Here is a 17493-nt window from a genome sequence, read left to right as displayed (position 1 = left end):
TCTGTGCATTAAGCATCTTATTCTTTAAGTTATGAAGAGGTACACTATGATAAATACAATTAAATTAGTTTATAGTTGAATTAATCGTAATTTCTTTGTTCTCTAAATTCTCTAATCTTTCGGTAATCAATATATTTTTTGTAATTTTTGATATTTTATTTGTTAACTCATTAATATCCAGATTTCTTTTAAACTCATTTTGAATTACATTCATACATGTATCGTAAAGATTTTCTACTGTTAATATGCTATTACGCCCAACATTGAAACCTCTGTTTTCATGCTTATAGCAAAAAATTGTATTTTCTCTTAATTCTGATTTTTTTCGTTTTACAAATTCATCTTCGTTTTCGTTGTTATTTATTATTAATTTAACTTCATCAGGAATGGATACCATCCCCTTAAATGAAACACTTTCTGCAATGCCTTTATCATTTATTTTTACTGTGTGATGAATGTAATATTCTTGATTTGGTATTAATCTAGGGTTATAGAAAGCCGCAGATAATGCCGAATTAATACTATTGCTGCATATTATTTCATCTATTTTTTCTGTGATTTTAATAATTATTTTTTTATACTCTCCCGGCATGAATGTGTAAATTATTTTTATTGGGAAAGGAAATTGTAAGTTAAGTGAATAATCTATATTTAAATACGGCGATAATAATTTTATTTTATTTTCTTTGTATATTTCGCTTAGTGTAACAGCATTGATTAATTTAATTAAATCTAAAGTTTCAATGTAGTCATCAAGTTTAAATGACAATCCTTCATTTATTTCATATGGATTTAAATGTTCAAAAAAACATAAATCTATTAATTTTTGTTTATAAGATTTAAAGATAAGATCTTTGTTTAATGAGTTAATAGCCACAAAGTATAAAACATCATTTCTAATCATACATCGTAATACGGATGAATATTCTTTTTTCGCTTCTATTTCCTTTTCTTTATTTTCGAAGTTTTTTTTGAAAAAATTATCATCAATATGTTTTAAAATACGAAATAATGTTCTCATATAGGGGCTGAATTCATATTTTCGATATAGCTTTTCAGCAGCATTTACGTCTGATAATGTCCAGTTCATCAGTGTATTGCTTTGGTCTTTTTTCCCAATTATTATTTTTCCATTGTTTTTTTCGCTATATTTATCTATGTTTTCCATCATAATTTCATGAGATTTATTATGTAGATCTAATAATAAGGTAAATTGCTTAACAAAATCATCTTTTCTTAAGTTCTCTCTAACTAGATCTAAGTTTATTTCCGCATTTTTAGTTGCTTTATGTGTTGTATAAAAAACACCTACGGTAAATAAAGCTCCTAAGCTGGTAAATATTCCAACAATGGCACTATTATGCCTATCATAAAAGGAAAGTAATCTGTATATATATCCATCATTGTATGTATCGAAAAAAATTGCATCTATTATTAATAGAGTACAAATAAAAATAATGAATGTAACGACTAAAAAATATGATAACTTAAGTATAAAAGAAATTATAGATGGTATTTTTTGAAGAGATTTTAACATGTTCGGATATCCAATATGAATGAAAATCATACATCACAATTGGTTAATTTCATTTAATATAACCTAAGGCCATTGCTCTGTCTAACATCGCCATCACTTTCCGAACCCATTTAATCTTTGATATCCACTTTACCTGCATCCCCCTGCTCTAGCCGCGCCGCATCCGGCCATCACGGAACAACAGTTTTGATCACTGTAATCAACGAACATGCCATGGATAAACATCACCAGACTGGCTGCTGGTATTTCATGACCCTCTCGGATCACGGTTACAACGGTTACACCCCATCAAAACCACACCTAAGCCACTGATAATAAACAATACTGTTGTAACTTTTTACCGGTTACAACGGGTAACAAAACACAGGGTAAAAAGTTACACCCTTATAAATCAATATATTACGAATCTGAAATGTAACCTTTTAATCTGGTTACACGTAACCGCAAAGTAACCCATTTGTAACTCCTGACATCATCATTATTTCTTTATTAATTCAGTAAGATAGAGAGAAAATCTATTTTTGTAACCATTGTAACCCGTTTCCGAAGCCCCCCCACGGATTTTCATTCCCTATATAAAGCGCAAAAAACAATCACTTCTTTCTCTGTTTTTATCTTAGTTTTGTGCAGTTACTCACATTTTGTATTTACGTATATACCGCGCATAAAAAAGGCTGCACACGGCAGCCTGATTGCAGACAGATACAACCTAACTTTCACTGTTTTCCTGAAATACCCAGCACTTAATCACTTCCGGCTTTTTCGCTGTGCTGGCTATTGGTAAGCAACTGTTGTACATACTGTTTACACAGCTTCTTACTGTCTTGATTCCGATGAATTTACGCATCTTCCCGGCTTTCAGCAGGTTTTTGATGTCCGTATTCAGCAGCAGGGACTGACGCTGTTCACTTGCCGCCTGTGCGATATGGTTAAAGTTCACCGCATAAACGCCCGGTTCGGTGCTGTGGTTCACGCCGTGGGCTTCGTTGTCCTGGAGGTAATCAAAGGTTTCCCAGAACTCCATCACCGGCGGCTGATCAAGCTGGATGGCCTGAACGCGCTGTTTTGCCAGTTCAACAATAAAATCCCGCGTCTTTCTGATACGGTCAGCTTTCACCGGCAGTACCAGCGACACGGTTTCCAGCAGGGCGATCAGCTGGGCGTGGTTTTTGGCGATACGCTCATGATTAATCGCTTTATCCGCGAATAACTGCGCCTGTAAATCATCCACCCTGTTGGTGTACTGTTTTAAAATGGCATCTTCTTTCATCAGTACCAGCGGCAGGAATCCGGACAGTTTTTCGATAGGGTAGCGTTCCAGCGCAATAGCCGCATGGCGGGTTTCAATAGTCTGCTCGGCTTTGTCGGTGTAGAGGTGGATAATCCGCTCCAGAACGGCGCGTGAGGCGTTTATCTCCGCATTCTGTGCAATGATGATGCTGCCCTTAAATAACGGCTCATAGGTCTCGTTACCGTTATTTTTTACGCCAAGTGAACGGGTTGCACGCCCGTTATACAGGGCTTTCAGCTCCTCCCAGTCGAACGCCTTTAATTTTGCATTATCCTGAACGCGGTCACTTTCAATTAAGCAGACCGGCAGATTACTGATCTGCGAAAAATTACGGCCACGGGCGGCGGCACTGGATTTGGACGCATCAAAGCCCTCGTAATCCGCACGGCCGCACAGCCGCCACAAGAATTCAATCAGGGTACTTTTCCCGGAACCCGGTTCCCCGCAGATTTCCAGAAACGGATAACTTTTGTGGATCTTCCTGATCTGCTCTGAAAACAGCGAACCCAGCCAGAACGCCAGCACCACATAGCCTTTTTCACCGAATGCGCTCCAGAGAGAATCCAGCCAGCGGTTATCAAATTCATTTAAATCGGTATTGATTGATAACGACGGGCTTAAACTCAGGGTTTTGATATCCAGCTTATTCAGGGAAAAGTAGTCTTCTTCGTTCAGGGTGAAGCACTTACCGTTCTGCACGGCCACATCATTAAAGACATACACGCCGTACTCTTTGTTGTAACCGACATAATTCTGCGTGATCACTTCTTTGATATCAGGCAGCGCCTGTTTGCAGATGCGGTCTAATTGCAGGGTGGTACCGGTATACACCGCGCCTTTCGCCACATGCAGCAGCCGTTTTTTAAACTCACCGGCGCTGGTCAGCTGCGCGGCGGTAAAGGTGGCTTTTACACACGCCTGACGATGGGGGAAATCAACGCGGATATAATACCAGGACTCATCCGTTTCAACGGATTTCTGAAAATACAGTGGTGTGGGATAGCAGTTGGCGATCTCAACGACGGTCCCAGATTCTTTCACCGCTTTTTGCCGGGCTTCTTCGTCCGTCAGTCCCGGCTCTGCATCGTTGATGCGCTCAATGGCTTTCATCATCTTATCGACATCCAGCTTAAACCAGTACAGCCGGTTATCATGCTGAAAATCAAATTCTGATCGCTCGGTCTGGTTGAACATCAGCCGGGCTTTTTCAAACGCAGATGCAGCCAGCAACAATTTACCGTAATAGCGGTAACGGTCGAGATCCCGCTCCGTCAGCCGTTCCTTGATATGTAAATCGTTCCAGTCATTGCCGTTGTCGGTTTCCGCCGGTCGTGCAGCAGTAGCACGCCAGCCATCATCACGGCTGCGGGAAACAAATTTTTTCATCGCCCGTTCACCGGCACTGCCGTTATCCAACGCCCACACCAGTAACGGTTTTTTCTCTGCGCCCAAGGCTTCCCTCAGCGCGTTCAGGGCAATATCCGGGTAGTTGTGGCAGGTCATCAGGGAAATGGCGGTAATGCCGTTCTGAATCAGGCTCAGGGCATCGAAAATACCCTCCGTCAGCCAGATCTCTTTCGCCTGGGTTAAATCCTGTTGCGGATGCTGCCACCAGTAGCCCTTATATGAGCCGAAAAAGTTGGCTTTACGGTCAAAACGGGATGGCCGGTCGATAATCCGTTCCCAGTATGCGCCGTTCGGCAGGGGGAATTTAACGGTTGCCGCGCCCAGCCCGTCAGCGTGATAGGAGGATTCCGCGTATAACCCTTTCAGGGTGGTGAGATCCAGCCCGCGTGAATGCAGTAAATAGGCATCCGCCGCCGCGTTCGGGGCCTGTTCTGTTTTCGGATAGTGGGCTGACCAGTCATCAAAAACATCCGGATACATCTCTTTGACAAACAACTCGGCACCGCACTTATTTTCACGGCCGCAGCGCAGCACAAACGGCATTTCCACAGAGGTAAACAACTCTTTCTTTTTGCAGTTCGGGCAGACCCCCTGCCGTAAATAGCCGTTCTGCTCTTTGAACTTGAAGTCGTTTATAAGGCGCGGCAGCAGTGCCTGTAAGTGATATGATTTCATGCGATAACCTTACCGGATGATGATTAATTCAGAACTGCGATAATCTCGCGTTCTTTTTTTCGGTTTCCGTTCGCTGCAATTGAGCGCGGGGCGTCTATTTCATGGATGGTGAAGCCTAAATCCGCATACAGTTCTTTTGCTGCCATAGAATTTGATACCGTTACAGGGGTCTCCATTGATAAATTCAATGTAAGCAGGGCGTATGCTAAATTTTCGTGCTCTTTTTCACTGAAACCACCGGATGAATAACCAGAAAACGAGCCTAAGTACGGCGGGTCACAATACACACCATCACCCAGTTTTACGCTCTGTAATGTTTTTCCTGCGGATTGTGCTTTAAATTCTGCATTAACGGCTTTTTTGGAGAAGCTGATAATTTCTTCTTCGGGTAAATAAGGTTTTTTATAACGACCTTTCGGTGCATTGAACGCACCAGACTGGTTGTATCTGCATAAACCGTTATAACAATGACGATTAAGATAAATAAAATATGCGGCAGCATCAGCAGGATTTATGAACTTTTTATTTCTGTTGAAAAATTCTCTTTCGACATAGTAACCGGATTCAAATGATTCAAGTTCAAAAAGTTCGTACGCAGTATTTAAAATACGCTGATAATCTCCGGATGAAATTTCACGATATAAATTAATTAAGTCATCATTAATATCAGCAATTAAATACTGCTCATAGTCCGTATTCATCATCACAGCACAGGAACCGGCGAAAGGCTCGATCAGGCGTTTTGTTTTAGGCAGGTGAAGGCGTAACTGCTCCATAATGCCAACTTTTGAACCTGCCCATTTCAGAATGGTTCTTTTCATTACCAGCCTCCCCGTTTTATTATTTTCATTTTCCCGCAACCCGGGCATCTGACATGAAATTCGGTATATTTAATATTGTGAATACTCAGGCGGTGAAAACTGTAGTAAATTTTCCACCCATGCAGACCAAAACGGCAACGAATATCCATCTCACACGCTCCGGTAATGTTTATTTTTTAATTCATAAATGAACTGACAGTCCGTACACAGCGTGCAGCCGATAACTGCCTTTCTGCGTTCTTCCGGAATAGGGCGGTCACAGTTTTCACACACGAATACGGATATACGGGTGATCACCTGCCTGGCGGCGGCTATCTGGCTTTCAAGCACAAGCGCTGCGTGGTCATTGGCGCGGTCGATTTCGTCAGACATGGTTCAGCTCTCCCGCCTCGTTTTCGATACGGTCAGCCTCACCATTGAGCAGTAAACTTGCGTGTTCCGGTGCCATACGGTGAATTGATATCATCTGCGATATATGGCGCAAACGGTCAGCAAACCCATTCATCAGGGTTTTACGCTCGTCTTCGCGGTTGGCTTTGATGTTTTCAGCTACAGGTGTAAATATCGGGTCAGGAAAAGATTTCATTTTAAAACCTCTTTATTTTGGTAATGGGATGCCCTGCATTATTAATGCAATTATTTTTTAATAACCGGACTGATGTGTTTTTTATTTCTGGTTATCTGTAAATAATTTATTCTTTATTTTTAAATAAATTATCTATAAATTTAATCGCTTCCTGTAATGAGTTTTCATTTCCGAATGAGTGACTTTCATCGGCACCATTCCGCAATGTTATCTGATACTGGGTCAGTGGTCTGGTCGCATTACCCGGCAAGGTAACGATAACAAAGCCGCGATATGAATGACTGTGAGTGCTTATTTGTGTAACCATAAATCACCTAACTGTTCCGTAATGCGTCTTTTAGCATTGCAATTAAATTAACCTGAACCGTATCTTTTTCCCGTATTTTCGGACGGATGATAATCTCACCACGCTTTACCATCGCCCTGCATGTACTTAAAGAAATTCCGGATATACGGGAATATTCTTTTAGCGATACATAAGGTGATACGACACTGAATTCATACGTTATTTTGCTCATTAAATTTATCGTTGAATGATTTCAGCCCTTCAAGAAAAATCAATCTGGCCATAGCTGACATTGAGCGGCTATCACGTTTGGCAAGACTCTCTAATGCACCATGCTCAGAGCAAAGTAACCGCATAGGTACGAGTTTTTTTTCCTCAGCAGAACGCGGTAAACGCGACCGCGAGTGATCTTTTGCTTGTTTCATCATGATATATTGTGATCCACTAAGTTCCTGTTTAAATCACTTTAAGGAAGAATAATTCCTATGTCAACATCAAAAGAGGAACTATTGTTCCTAATTGGTCAACGAATAAGAAGAGAAAGGGAAAAATCCGGTATCAGCCAAGAGGAAATCGCGAAAAATATCGGAGTATCCACAAGAACATGGGGTAAATACGAGAGAGGGGAAACTGTTCCGGATGCGACGGTGCTCGCCATGCTATCCGGCCTGTACAATTTTGATACTCATTTTATTTTAACTGGACGGGCATCAATACCAACGGATATTAGTCAGGAAGAACAGGCCCTGATAGAAAATTATCGCGCTATGAATGAGGCGGCACGCTTAAATATGCAGGCGGTTGGCGTTGCGTTCGCGCAATCAGAATTAGTTGAAAAAACAAAGATTAAGTGACTTTATTTTTATCTATCCACAAAAGGAAATACTAAAATGAATAAAATACTTTTATCAGGCATTTTACTGTTAGTTTCTTCTGTTTCTTTGGCTTCGTCACTTAAAGCTGTATCAAAAGATGATTACGGCGATAAGTGGGCGTTCACCAGTGATGAAGTCCAACTGCAATGTATAGATGGAGGTGCTTTCGTGATGGATTACGACACTAATAATGTTTACGCGATATCGGGGCTTGCCAATCAATTAGCGAAAAAAGGAAAGTATCCTGCTGACGATATTAACGGTTCTTCATTCTGGAAAGAAAATCCGGATATGCCTGGTGTAAAAATAAGCCTAGCGCCATTCATTACCGATGCGCTGGCGTTGTGTGATAAATAGCAGGAGATCGTTATTTTTTGGGTGGTGTGATGATGGAGATAATGGTGTTTAGATCCTGCTTTTCTCTTTCATCATCATAATTGATAACTGCCACAGACTTACCAAAAAATAACACAGTTAACGCTTTTTTGAATAAGTTACAGGTGATTTTTATTCTTTTTAAAGGAGTTTCAGCACTAATGATAAGTAATAACATGACCAGCCTCCGGATTAACGCTCATGGTGTAATTATACAAGAGATCGCAAATGAACTCGATAGTGCAGAAATCCAGTATAACCGCAGTCCGATATGCTTTTCAGTCAATGCTCCGGAGTGGGTTAATGTCGCGTTATCTACTGGTGGCGCTATTAGTTTTGTTGCCTCAATTATTATCGCCTATATCAATAAAAACAGGAGAGTAAAAGCTGTTTTTCACGAAGATGGCTCTGTTAAGGAGATTGAGGCGACAAACGAGGATGAAATGATTAGGTTACTCAAAGAGATAAAATCTCTTGAGATAGAAAGATAATATGACTGTAAGCAAACTACCTAACGGAAAATGGTTGTGTCAGTGCTTTCCGGATGGTCGGAACGGCAAACGCATACGAAAAACTTTTGCCACTAAAGGCGAAGCTCTCAGTTACGAACGCCGGATGACTCAGGATGCTGAAGACAGTGATGAATATTCTGTCAATGATGCTAATGCAGTGCGGATCAGTGATCTGATAGCACGCTGGTATGATATGCACGGAAAAACACTGAGTGACGGCGCTGCACGCAAAGGAAAGTTAGACTCAGTCTGCGAACGGTTGGAAGATCCTCTTGCCTCTGACTTTGATAAAAATCTGTTTGCTCAGTACCGGGAACTACGGTTAAAAGGCAAATGGAACGTGAAAGGCAGAGGCTCCCCAAAACAATCGACGGTTAACCGGGAACAATCCTATCTTCACGCTGTTTTTTCTGAGCTGAAACGACTGGGTGAATGGGACGGTGATAATCCGTTAGACGGCGTTCGGCAATTTAAAGAATCGGATCAGGAACTGGCATTTTTATATGGAGACGATATAAAAAAACTGCTGTCTGCCTGTGATGATTCCACTAATAAAGACCTGGGGTTTGTTGTCCGGATTTGTCTGGCAACCGGGGCGCGGTGGGGAGAGGCTCAAAACCTTACACAATCAAATGTTATGCCGTGTAAGGTTACATTCACGCAAACAAAGTCCAAGAAAAACCGAACCGTTCCTATTTCAAAAACACTGTTCGACAAATTACCAAAGCGCAGAGGCAGACTGTTTACCAGTTGTTACGATGCATTTGAACGGGCGCTGAAAAAGGCAAATATTGAATTGCCGGCAGGGCAGAGAACCCACGTATTAAGGCACACATTCGCAAGCCACTTCATGATGAACGGCGGAAATATATTAGTTTTACAACAGATTTTAGGTCACAGCACAATTATGATGACAATGCGGTACGCGCATTTTTCCCCGGATCATCTTGATGCTGCCGTGGCATTAAATCCGCTTGATGAAATAGAAAAATAAGTGGCAGCAAGAGCGAACAAATACCAATAAATATCAACATATGATAACCGCAACCCGCTGAAATGTTGTAACTTATTGTTTTATAACAGTGGGTTATGGTTTTTAAAATCCCTCGGCCGCAAGGCTGTGCGGGTTCAAGTCCCGCTCTGGGCACCATACAGAAATTCATTGATTTATCAGTGGGTTAGAGTTAAAAGAGAGCGACCTTTATGGTCGCTTTTTTTGTGCCCTGAATCACACTTCACTATATTTTCACTATATAATTTCACTATATTTTCTCCTTCAAACTGTCTTTTTCTGACCACCGACAACAGGAACAACCACCACTTTTCTGTCATACCGGGCTGTTTGAGTGATATTTTTATGCCCCGATATTTTCTGTTTTTCTGACAGTGGTCCATCGAGATCTGAAATACCTTTAGCCTTCAAATCATGAAAGGTGAAGTTAAAATTCAGGTGCGGGAATTTTTTAGCTGCAGCTTCTTTGGCTTTTCTCCAGCGACTGTTGAAACCATCCCGTGTATACCCGGATCCTCTGGATTGATGAAGTACATAAATACTGCTGATACCAGAATCAAGGGGGAGAGTATTACTCAGGTTTATAGCTGCATGCAGGCGCTCCGTCCATGCCTTTATTTGTGCTACACCTGTTTTTCCCTGCTTAATGTAAATACCATCCTCTGTTAATTGCGAATAAGTTAATGCCAAAACATCAGCTTGCCGGGCTGCGCAGAGATACGCTATTTCCATTGCTATCCTGACAACTACAGGGGATACGGAATAGAGCGCATTATATTCATCATCTGTAATATAGCGATCCCTGGCTTGCTCCTTGAATTGCCTCACACCTTTACATGGATTGCTTTTTACCAGTCCGCGCTCATAACCCCAGCCAAAAACACGGGATAGCAGCGTTTTTTCCCTGTTTGCCTGTGTCGGGCTTTTAGTGCCGCGCTTATCCATATATTTGCGGATATGCTCAGGTTTTATATTATCGGGCTGCATTTTCCCGAATACAGGTAATAGCTTGCCGGAATATTTACGATAATCTTTCTGTGTTTCCGGTGACAGGTTAGTAAAGTCGGCGGAAATGAAAAATGAGTTAAACAATGCAGTCAATGTTGCCTCATTTTTCTGATCGTCTATCAGTTTTTCGTATGCTACCCATACCTCAGCCTGAGTACATGAAAAATCACAAAGCCGGATTGTTTTGTTATCCGGAGTAATAAATTCAAAAGCAGACCTGCCCCGTTTAACCCGCTTTGGCATCCAGTTATCAGCAGGGTTTTTCCTTTTCCTACCCATAATTACATAGCCCCGAAGTCAGGTTCTTCTGATACCGGTAATGCCTGCCGTTTAGCCAGCGGGCTATTAAAATGCGCCCAGGTTGTTTTTGGATATCCATCCGGCCGCTTTATAAAAAAGATACCGGCACGCTCCAGGGCTTCGCACTGTTTTGACGGGAATTGATAGCCGGTCAGTTCTATCATTTCGTCCGGGGTAATTACGTCACTCTCGTTTTTCATTTTGGTCTTGCCTCATCATCAATAAAATAAGAAGGTCAGCCGTATCGCATGAGCGTTTAATATCTGCCGGAGTGCATGGTCTGTTTTTTACACTCGCAGCCAGGCGGCCTAATTTAATATCAAAGTCGGTCAGTAATTGTTGTCCTGGTTGCCACGGTTCCATGATGCTTTCCCCTGTAATGGTATTGGTATCATGGTAATCACCGTGGCGAAATAAAACTGATTATGCTTAATCAACTTTTTGTCTGAGCAAAATCGGCCGAAATAATTTCATCGATCAGATAGCACTCTGACAAAATCCCCTTCACGGTCAGTGTTTCTTTATCCATCAGGCAGTTTTTTTCATCCGGATAAACGTAACCGTAGGGCTGATACTCGCAGCTGGTGGCAGAGCAAATCAGCATGAACAATCCATATATCATTTGCTTTCATCCTTATGCTGCAGCTCGTTACGGGCCTCAATTTTTATCTGGGGGGGCAGGTCATAATACACATCACACCGACGATCAGTACGGATGTAGCCGTGACTGCCATCAGGGAACGTGAGCTTTACCGGCCGGTCTTTGTAGTGTTGGTGTTTTAGCATTGAGCTCGCCTTATCGTGACATGTCACGCTGAAACAAAGTGCCCGGTTGCCGGGCACCGTGGGTAATCAACGAACCATCAGTGAACGTTCACCAATTTCAATATGAGCGCCCGGAACCTCAATACCATTTTCCAGCGCTTCTTTGATGGCTTTTTTATCCGGTGACACGATGGTTTGCACATCAACGAGTGAATCGGGGATCTTTGTTTCATCATCGATGACAATTGATGCCCGGCCTTTTGCCGCGGTAAATGTATTTTTCACCGTTTTCAGTTTGTCCTGGCCGGATGCCAGCAGACAGGTCAGTGCATATTTCTTCAGATCTTTGGACTGACGCTCAAATGACTTTTTACGATCTGCCAGGCGTTTTGATTCTTCACCCAGCGTATTTGCCTGCCCTTCAAGGTTGCGGACGTGGATCATTATCGCGTCCAGTTTATCGCCGAGTGCGCCCTCGATACCTTCCAGGGTGTCGGCTATTTCTTCCGGTGTAAATTCGCCAGCTTCCACCAGTTTCTGCAGTTTGTCGTAGTCTGCTGCTAATGCGATTGCGGTTGTACTCATTGGTCTGCCTCTTGTTTTTCAGTCAGTTTGGTTAAACATTCATCTTCAATAGCTTTCAGGCGGCGCAGGCGGCCCTCGAGGTATTTCTGATGTTCTTTATCGCCACGGGATTTTGCATTATTAACATGCACGGAAATCTCTCGTGACAGGGTTGATGCGATACCACGCAGTTCATTGGTCGTGACGGCGGTCCGCATAGTTTCTGTATTGCGTTTGAACTTCTCGTCCAGCTCCTCGCGGAGACGGACGGTGTCATCGGCGTTATCACTGGCCGCCTTAATTTCAAACTCCATTTTATTTTTGATAAGGTATTCAGGGTTATCATGCATACCCATAAACACATCAGAAGAGAACCCGAGCATTGACAGTGCTTTTTTAATCGCATCGGTCAGGGATTTTTTGATAACTTCAGCATCAACCTTTATGCCGTATTGGGTTTGATAGCGGTATGGTGTCGCGCCATAGCTTTCAAAATAACAGCACTTGCCATCTTTGCTGCGGTACCAAAACTGGATTTTTATTGAATGATTTTGCTCGCAGAACAGAGAACCGTCTGCGTCACGCAGGTAGCGCAGAGCAACCTGTTTGTTGTTTTCCATAACAGGTTCAGTCAGTGGTTTGCCGTCCAGGAATTTTTCTTCAACCACCTCATAGCCCCAACCCTCACCGATCGGTCCGAAAATTTCGGTAGCACGCATCAACATGTAGTTACTGTTAATGCTGGTACCCTGAAATCCCGCTCCCTCTAAAGGCTTGGTAAAGCGTGGATCTGTGCGCTGTACCTGCTTCCAGATACTCAGGTTATCCGTGTCTGCCAGAACTTCGGCAATCACCTCGGCACGGCTGCGGAAGTCATCAGTAGCGGGTTCCTCGGCATGAACCGGTACCGGTGTCTGCGCTATAGTCGTCGGTTCATCGTTAGCTGCTACTTCCGGATCTGGTTTCTCTGCCAGTTTCTCTGATTTTTTAGTACGTGTGCGCCTGGTCTTTTCCGGTGCTGCTGCTACGGAGGGTTTATCTTCCGTAATATCAGCACCGGATCGACCGGTTTCCTGATCATGACTGCTTTCTGCCGGCGTTATGCCGATACGGTCAGCTACAAACTGTTTACGGGCTGCCGCATCGCTTATCAGGTCAGGTAATTCTTTTCCTTCACGTACGACAGCAAAGACTGTTTCACGCGGGATCTGCAATGCGGTCGGGATAATACGGAACTCAGTAGACCAGCGCCGCCAGCTTTCATCTTCATCACTGATCAGCTTTTTCGCTGCCGTAAGTTTGCTTGGCTGAATTTCCCATGGGTCAAAATCACCGGGCAGAAGGGCGAGGGCGATTTCCTGATCCAGTGTCGCGTAATTGTGTTCAAAATTACGTTGCTTTTGCTCCGGGACAGGGAGTTGCCCGGTAGCCGGTTCTGCAGGGAACAGGTATTCTTCTGCCAACTTTTGCGCTTCTTCTTCGGTAATACCGTCCTGAGCTTTTTCCATCACAGTATTCACCAGCGCTTCTAAATCCTGCTCATTCAGCAGGGAAACCGTGCGTGTCGCTGCAATACCTTTTGCGATATTCCGGAGCTGAGGGTATTCGTCACTTTCGTGAACAAAGGTTACGGCACTACTGTATTCACTACGGGTAAATTGCGTTTTTTCATACAGCATGATTGCCGCGATGCGGACGACTGGTGCCGTTTTTTCAAACACAACAATTTCTTCTTCACGCTTCTGCCAGTCGGTGCCGTTGAATTCGTACTCTTTGGCAAAATGTTCATCAAAGCTGTCGCCGGTCGGTGCCGGATTGCCTGCCTGAGCTTCGCAGACTATTGCCCCCGCCACATCAAATTTTCCCGTGTTCTCCGGATAGGTTTCTTCCAGCATCACAGCAGCCATTGCTCTGGCCATCTTTTCAGAATTGGCGGAAATAGTGATTGCAACAGTTACAGCGCCGTCTTTAAGTGCGGCATCTATGGGATTAAATGCACAGATATAATTGGTCATTGGTCTAGCCTCTGGTCAGTAAGGTAATGCTTCGTCGTCTTTGGAAATGACTTTGCCCTCCAGGCATAGCAGCGCCTGTATCTGGTCTTCCAGTAATCTGGTTTTGGCGGTTGCATCAGCAAGGATCTTGTTTTGTTCTGCACGTAAGCTATCAATTTCGGCCTGAACTAAATCAAATTTGCTGACTGAGGGGACAGGTAATTCAAGCTGGTGTTCGGCAACAGGGAAGCCCATGCCGTCAGTCGCTTTGAATTTGTGGGTGTATACTGAATACGCGATACTTCCGTCAAAATGCTTTTCTGCGTGGACATAAAGCGTAACTTTAAGGGTGTCAGGTTGTGCTTTCATAGCAACTCCTTTAAAATGATGTTTCCAATGATTCGTCATTGGTCTTGCCTCTTCTGACGGTTGGTCCCGTCAGTGGAACTCCGGATTAGCTTTGGTCGGCGACTCCGGGTAAAAGAACCCACCTCGGTGGGTTTTTTTACGTCTGAAATATGGTGCCTGATTATTTATCCTCATCAGGCAGCTGAGGTTCTCCTGTACCCCTACAGTGAGAAATCGGATAAAATGCTCTCACCCCTACAGAGTGAGATATAATTCAATGTTCCCTGAAATTGTTGCTTCCATGTCGGCTGTTCGAGAAAGTTTAAATTTACTAAAAATTATCAATGAGGCGAAAAATGACACAGAGTTAAGAAACGCCACATTTGAGTTACAAAGGAAATTACAAGATATTCAAATGGATAATTTAAAACTCATCGACCTTGTATATGAAAGCAAGGCGCGAGTAACGGAACTTGAGCAAGAAATAAATAATAAGGTTTCCTTTGAGCGCAAGGTTGAAAGTTATTCTCCGCATACATTCGAATCTGGTACGTTTTCCTACATTAATAATTCTGCTATTGATGGCAGCGAGCCCCCGAGATATCTGTGCGCATCCTGCTATGAGCAATCTATAGTATCGATACTTCAACCATGCAAGGGAACCTCGGTATATCTTCATTCTTTTTGCCCTCATTGCAAAAACACATACAGGACCATCAAGGCTGCAAAAATTAAATTTGCGTAATTTGATTTATTTGCCCGTCTTTCCGGGCTGTCAGGGTCTGGTACTACTCTTGCCTCTAATTCCTGCTTTGGTCGTTTATAAAGTCAGCCATCTATGTGGCGCTGTTTGTTTCCTGGTGTTGGTGCAATTTTTTACCTGGTACTGCATAATAGTTTCCGACCACGTTAGTTCCATAAATGAAGAGGCAATAACATGACCGAAATAAATGAGTTAAAAAAAGAAATTGAGAGTATGAAATCTGAGTTGGCCGCTCATAAAATTCTTATTTCCTCACTCTTGGTACATTTTCCTGAGTCAACTACTCACGTCAGATTTATGTCTACGTGCCGTAAAATTTCCCAAGCCAATGGGGTAGAGCAAACTGATGATTTACTTTCAAAACTCGGTTATTTCACGAGAATATTGTTTGAGCGAGATAAGCATAAATAGCATCATCGACTTCGCTATCATCGTTTAAATGTTTGGTTGTCTCATAAATCACGGAGGCAACCTTTTTGATGTCAGATGCTTTGCATGCCCCGGTATTCTCCTTGGTGCTGGTCAGCATCGTTTTAATGGTTTCCCCAATCACATCAAGTAAGTCATCTGTTACCGTTGCTTCTGCCATAGTGATTCCTCTCAACTGTAAATCCGTGAACGTTTATCCTGAATACCCGCTGTGGGGTTTTGATGACATAGATATTAGCAATGCTATTTTTATTATGCAATAGCATTGCTAATTATTTAGAGCAAAAAAAACGCCGCAATAATAGCGACGCTCATTAAGGGACTGATTTACTTATGCAAAGTCAATCATTTTAATGGGGAGGGATTTTATAACTTTTCCAATGATGCGCAGATCATGGGTTTCATTTTCTTCGATGTAAAATGTTTCATAAGCTTCATTATCAGATTTTACAGCGAGTCTGCGACCTTTTACGCGCTGTAACCTTTTAATAAATAATGAATTTTCAAAAATAAAAACATAAACGCCATCACTGTCGAAAAAAGAGTTATGTGTATCAACAAATACAACATCTTTTGGGTTAATAACCGGAGACATGCTATCCCCACTGATGTTGATCATCTCTATACCTTTCAAGTTTTTTCTCCCAAAGAGTTCGAAAACTTTTTCTGGTGAAAACTCGATTGACTTTATCGTGTCAGGGAAATCAGTATTAATAAAGCCGCCCGGGCCAGCTTTTGCATATATATCCATTAGCCTTAATGTATTGATTTCATTGCTTGTGATGGTATTTGTCTGTTGGGCGGAGTTAGCTTCGGACGTAGTTCTTATATGTTCAAGCAGAGGCCCTATTTCCGGGTTTATTTCCTCAGGTTGAACCTGAAGCAAAGCAGAAAATTTTAATACGGTATCAGTGTTTAGTGCGGTTCTGGCATTTAAATATTGGCTGACAGCCGCTTGTGTATTAAACCCAAGAGCATCCGCGGCTTTTTCCTGAGTTAAGCCGAGGGATTCACGTTTTGCTTCCCAGATTGCCCGCAATCTTTGTGCCGCAGTTTTGTCTGTATCGGATATTTTTCTGTTCATACCATCCAGTTTATTTGTGTTGCTAATACTTTTCCAATAGCAATGCTATTGATTGTTTAAATTAGCGGTGCTAATATCAGGTAACCAAACTCACAGGAGGTTTTATGAAATTAGGTGCTTACCTGAAAAAACACGGAATCAGTCAATCTGAGTTCGCAAAAATTGTCGGCGTCACGCAGGGGTATGTCAGCCAGGTGATCGCGGGTAATTATTTTTTAAAAGGCAAAAAAGCCATTGATTGGGCTTCAAAAACTCAATGGTTTGTGACTCCCCATGATCTGAATCCGGATGATTATCCAAATCCACATGATGGAATTCCTACCGCTGAATCAGTATTACAGTAAGCCAGTTAAAAAACTGATTATTCATAATCAATTTCGCGACAGGAGACGCAAAGCTATGAATAAAAACCAGATACTTAAGAAAGAGATAGAAGCATGGGCGGTGGACAAGGGGCAAGAGCATGTAGCAATTGAAATTAGTCGTGCTTATTTTTTTATTACACACGACGAACGCAGCCGCTTACACCCGATTGAGGACAGGGCCGGTAACGCGGACTGGAAAGCGATTAACAATAACAGGCAGCAAATTTTCCGCTGGCTTCGCGGGGATTCACCGGCAGCGGCGAGAAAATTCGGTGAGCTGATCCCGGCAATTAAAACTGCATTACCTGCAGATCGGCTGGCGCGGGTTAACGGGGATGAATCGGTTAATTATCTGGCTTCCCTGGCAATCAAAGAATTTGCCGCGGCAATCAGCGAAACACTTTTAGGCAGTCGTGACATGTCACAGTGCATATCAAAAGCAGTAACCGCATTAAATGCGATGCGTATGACCAGCGCATAAGAGAGGCAAAGACCA

General features: G+C 42.7%; 25 protein-coding genes. 7 read left to right on the top strand and 18 right to left on the bottom strand.

Going from position 1 to position 17493, the window contains the following annotated elements:
- Positions 1-64 precede the first annotated feature (64 nt).
- From ACF8OF_RS17140 to ACF8OF_RS17110, 7 genes are all read right to left on the bottom strand, one after another.
- The gene (locus ACF8OF_RS17140; protein ID WP_392497231.1) at positions 65-1537 is read right to left on the bottom strand and encodes a putative phage abortive infection protein; all 1473 of its coding nucleotides are present in this window, start codon (positions 1535-1537) and stop codon (positions 65-67) included.
- A gap of 709 nt (positions 1538-2246) precedes the next feature.
- Positions 2247-4910 carry a toprim domain-containing protein gene (locus tag ACF8OF_RS17135; protein WP_392497230.1) on the bottom strand — a complete coding sequence of 888 codons (2664 nt, stop codon included), beginning with the start codon at positions 4908-4910 and terminating at the stop codon, positions 2247-2249.
- Between the two features lie 23 nt (positions 4911-4933).
- Positions 4934-5731 (bottom strand): DNA adenine methylase, encoded by a 798-nt coding sequence (locus ACF8OF_RS17130; RefSeq protein ID WP_392497229.1) that lies wholly within the window; start codon positions 5729-5731, stop codon positions 4934-4936.
- A gap of 150 nt (positions 5732-5881) precedes the next feature.
- Positions 5882-6103 carry a TraR/DksA family transcriptional regulator gene (locus ACF8OF_RS17125; RefSeq protein ID WP_392497228.1) on the bottom strand — a complete coding sequence of 74 codons (222 nt, stop codon included), beginning with the start codon at positions 6101-6103 and terminating at the stop codon, positions 5882-5884.
- A complete protein-coding gene (locus tag ACF8OF_RS17120; RefSeq protein ID WP_392497227.1) occupies positions 6096-6317 on the bottom strand; it encodes a hypothetical protein in 222 nt (73 codons plus the stop codon). The genes ACF8OF_RS17125 and ACF8OF_RS17120 overlap by 8 nt, the downstream gene beginning before the upstream one ends.
- A gap of 314 nt (positions 6318-6631) precedes the next feature.
- Positions 6632-6835: a DNA-binding protein gene (locus ACF8OF_RS17115; protein WP_337231221.1), complete on the bottom strand. Its 204-nt coding sequence runs from the start codon at positions 6833-6835 to the stop codon at positions 6632-6634.
- The gene (locus ACF8OF_RS17110) at positions 6816-7031 is read right to left on the bottom strand and encodes a hypothetical protein (RefSeq protein ID WP_392497226.1); all 216 of its coding nucleotides are present in this window, start codon (positions 7029-7031) and stop codon (positions 6816-6818) included. Before ACF8OF_RS17110 ends, ACF8OF_RS17115 begins: the two co-directional genes overlap by 20 nt.
- Before the next feature lie 57 nt (positions 7032-7088).
- On the opposite strand from ACF8OF_RS17110, the gene ACF8OF_RS17105 reads away from it, so the two are divergent.
- Together ACF8OF_RS17105 and ACF8OF_RS17100 are read left to right on the top strand one after the other, a co-directional pair.
- A complete protein-coding gene (locus ACF8OF_RS17105) occupies positions 7089-7457 on the top strand; it encodes a helix-turn-helix domain-containing protein (protein ID WP_392497225.1) in 369 nt (122 codons plus the stop codon).
- Between the two features lie 36 nt (positions 7458-7493).
- Positions 7494-7835 carry a DUF2511 domain-containing protein gene (locus ACF8OF_RS17100; protein ID WP_392497224.1) on the top strand — a complete coding sequence of 114 codons (342 nt, stop codon included), beginning with the start codon at positions 7494-7496 and terminating at the stop codon, positions 7833-7835.
- Positions 7836-7845: 10 nt separating this feature from the next.
- Here ACF8OF_RS17100 and ACF8OF_RS17095 read toward each other — a convergent pair whose 3' ends face one another.
- Positions 7846-8031 (bottom strand): hypothetical protein, encoded by a 186-nt coding sequence (locus ACF8OF_RS17095; protein ID WP_392497223.1) that lies wholly within the window; start codon positions 8029-8031, stop codon positions 7846-7848.
- On the opposite strand from ACF8OF_RS17095, the gene ACF8OF_RS17090 reads away from it, so the two are divergent.
- Complete coding sequence (locus tag ACF8OF_RS17090; protein ID WP_392497222.1) at positions 8015-8344, top strand: hypothetical protein; 330 nt, start codon at positions 8015-8017, stop codon at positions 8342-8344. The genes ACF8OF_RS17095 and ACF8OF_RS17090 overlap by 17 nt on opposite strands.
- Before the next feature lies 1 nt (position 8345).
- Positions 8346-9359 (top strand): tyrosine-type recombinase/integrase, encoded by a 1014-nt coding sequence (locus ACF8OF_RS17085; RefSeq protein WP_392497221.1) that lies wholly within the window; start codon positions 8346-8348, stop codon positions 9357-9359.
- A gap of 282 nt (positions 9360-9641) precedes the next feature.
- On the opposite strand, the gene ACF8OF_RS17080 is transcribed toward ACF8OF_RS17085, so the two are convergent.
- The 8 genes from ACF8OF_RS17080 to ACF8OF_RS17045 all read right to left on the bottom strand — a co-directional run bounded on the left by ACF8OF_RS17080 (position 9642) and on the right by ACF8OF_RS17045 (position 14377).
- Complete coding sequence (locus ACF8OF_RS17080) at positions 9642-10664, bottom strand: tyrosine-type recombinase/integrase (RefSeq protein ID WP_186701834.1); 1023 nt, start codon at positions 10662-10664, stop codon at positions 9642-9644.
- A 2-nt stretch (positions 10665-10666) separates the two neighbouring features.
- The gene (locus ACF8OF_RS17075) at positions 10667-10885 is read right to left on the bottom strand and encodes a DUF4224 domain-containing protein (RefSeq protein ID WP_046894825.1); all 219 of its coding nucleotides are present in this window, start codon (positions 10883-10885) and stop codon (positions 10667-10669) included.
- Complete coding sequence (locus ACF8OF_RS17070) at positions 10869-11048, bottom strand: hypothetical protein (protein WP_036423362.1); 180 nt, start codon at positions 11046-11048, stop codon at positions 10869-10871. Before ACF8OF_RS17070 ends, ACF8OF_RS17075 begins: the two co-directional genes overlap by 17 nt.
- A 70-nt stretch (positions 11049-11118) precedes the next feature.
- Positions 11119-11289, bottom strand: coding sequence for a hypothetical protein (locus tag ACF8OF_RS17065; RefSeq protein WP_163623424.1), 171 nt, complete (start codon positions 11287-11289; stop codon positions 11119-11121).
- A 14-nt stretch (positions 11290-11303) separates the two neighbouring features.
- Positions 11304-11471 carry a hypothetical protein gene (locus ACF8OF_RS17060; RefSeq protein ID WP_392497220.1) on the bottom strand — a complete coding sequence of 56 codons (168 nt, stop codon included), beginning with the start codon at positions 11469-11471 and terminating at the stop codon, positions 11304-11306.
- A gap of 66 nt (positions 11472-11537) precedes the next feature.
- On the bottom strand, positions 11538-12035 hold the full coding sequence (locus tag ACF8OF_RS17055; protein ID WP_392497219.1) for a siphovirus Gp157 family protein: 498 nt from the start codon (positions 12033-12035) through the stop codon (positions 11538-11540).
- Positions 12032-14029: a hypothetical protein gene (locus tag ACF8OF_RS17050; protein ID WP_392497218.1), complete on the bottom strand. Its 1998-nt coding sequence runs from the start codon at positions 14027-14029 to the stop codon at positions 12032-12034. The genes ACF8OF_RS17055 and ACF8OF_RS17050 overlap by 4 nt, the downstream gene beginning before the upstream one ends.
- A 15-nt stretch (positions 14030-14044) precedes the next feature.
- The gene (locus tag ACF8OF_RS17045) at positions 14045-14377 is read right to left on the bottom strand and encodes a hypothetical protein (protein ID WP_369444803.1); all 333 of its coding nucleotides are present in this window, start codon (positions 14375-14377) and stop codon (positions 14045-14047) included.
- Positions 14378-14633: 256 nt separating this feature from the next.
- Between ACF8OF_RS17045 and ACF8OF_RS17040 the strand changes: the two genes are divergently transcribed.
- On the top strand, positions 14634-15101 hold the full coding sequence (locus ACF8OF_RS17040) for a hypothetical protein (protein WP_392497217.1): 468 nt from the start codon (positions 14634-14636) through the stop codon (positions 15099-15101).
- 391 nt (positions 15102-15492) lie between these two features.
- On the opposite strand, the gene ACF8OF_RS17035 is transcribed toward ACF8OF_RS17040, so the two are convergent.
- Together ACF8OF_RS17035 and ACF8OF_RS17030 are read right to left on the bottom strand one after the other, a co-directional pair.
- On the bottom strand, positions 15493-15708 hold the full coding sequence (locus ACF8OF_RS17035; protein WP_392497216.1) for a hypothetical protein: 216 nt from the start codon (positions 15706-15708) through the stop codon (positions 15493-15495).
- Positions 15709-15879: 171 nt separating this feature from the next.
- On the bottom strand, positions 15880-16632 hold the full coding sequence (locus ACF8OF_RS17030) for a helix-turn-helix transcriptional regulator (protein WP_262868397.1): 753 nt from the start codon (positions 16630-16632) through the stop codon (positions 15880-15882).
- 104 nt (positions 16633-16736) lie between these two features.
- On the opposite strand from ACF8OF_RS17030, the gene ACF8OF_RS17025 reads away from it, so the two are divergent.
- Positions 16737-16976: a helix-turn-helix domain-containing protein gene (locus ACF8OF_RS17025; RefSeq protein WP_392497215.1), complete on the top strand. Its 240-nt coding sequence runs from the start codon at positions 16737-16739 to the stop codon at positions 16974-16976.
- A gap of 55 nt (positions 16977-17031) precedes the next feature.
- Complete coding sequence (locus ACF8OF_RS17020; protein ID WP_392497214.1) at positions 17032-17478, top strand: toxin YdaT family protein; 447 nt, start codon at positions 17032-17034, stop codon at positions 17476-17478.
- Positions 17479-17493 lie beyond the last annotated feature (15 nt).

It is taken from the genome of Morganella sp. TYF_1, assembly GCF_043105645.1.
GTDB lineage: Bacteria > Pseudomonadota > Gammaproteobacteria > Enterobacterales > Enterobacteriaceae > Morganella > Morganella morganii_B.
The sequence above is the reverse complement of the archived record's forward strand: the minus strand, read 5'-3'. Positions and strand labels throughout refer to the sequence as shown.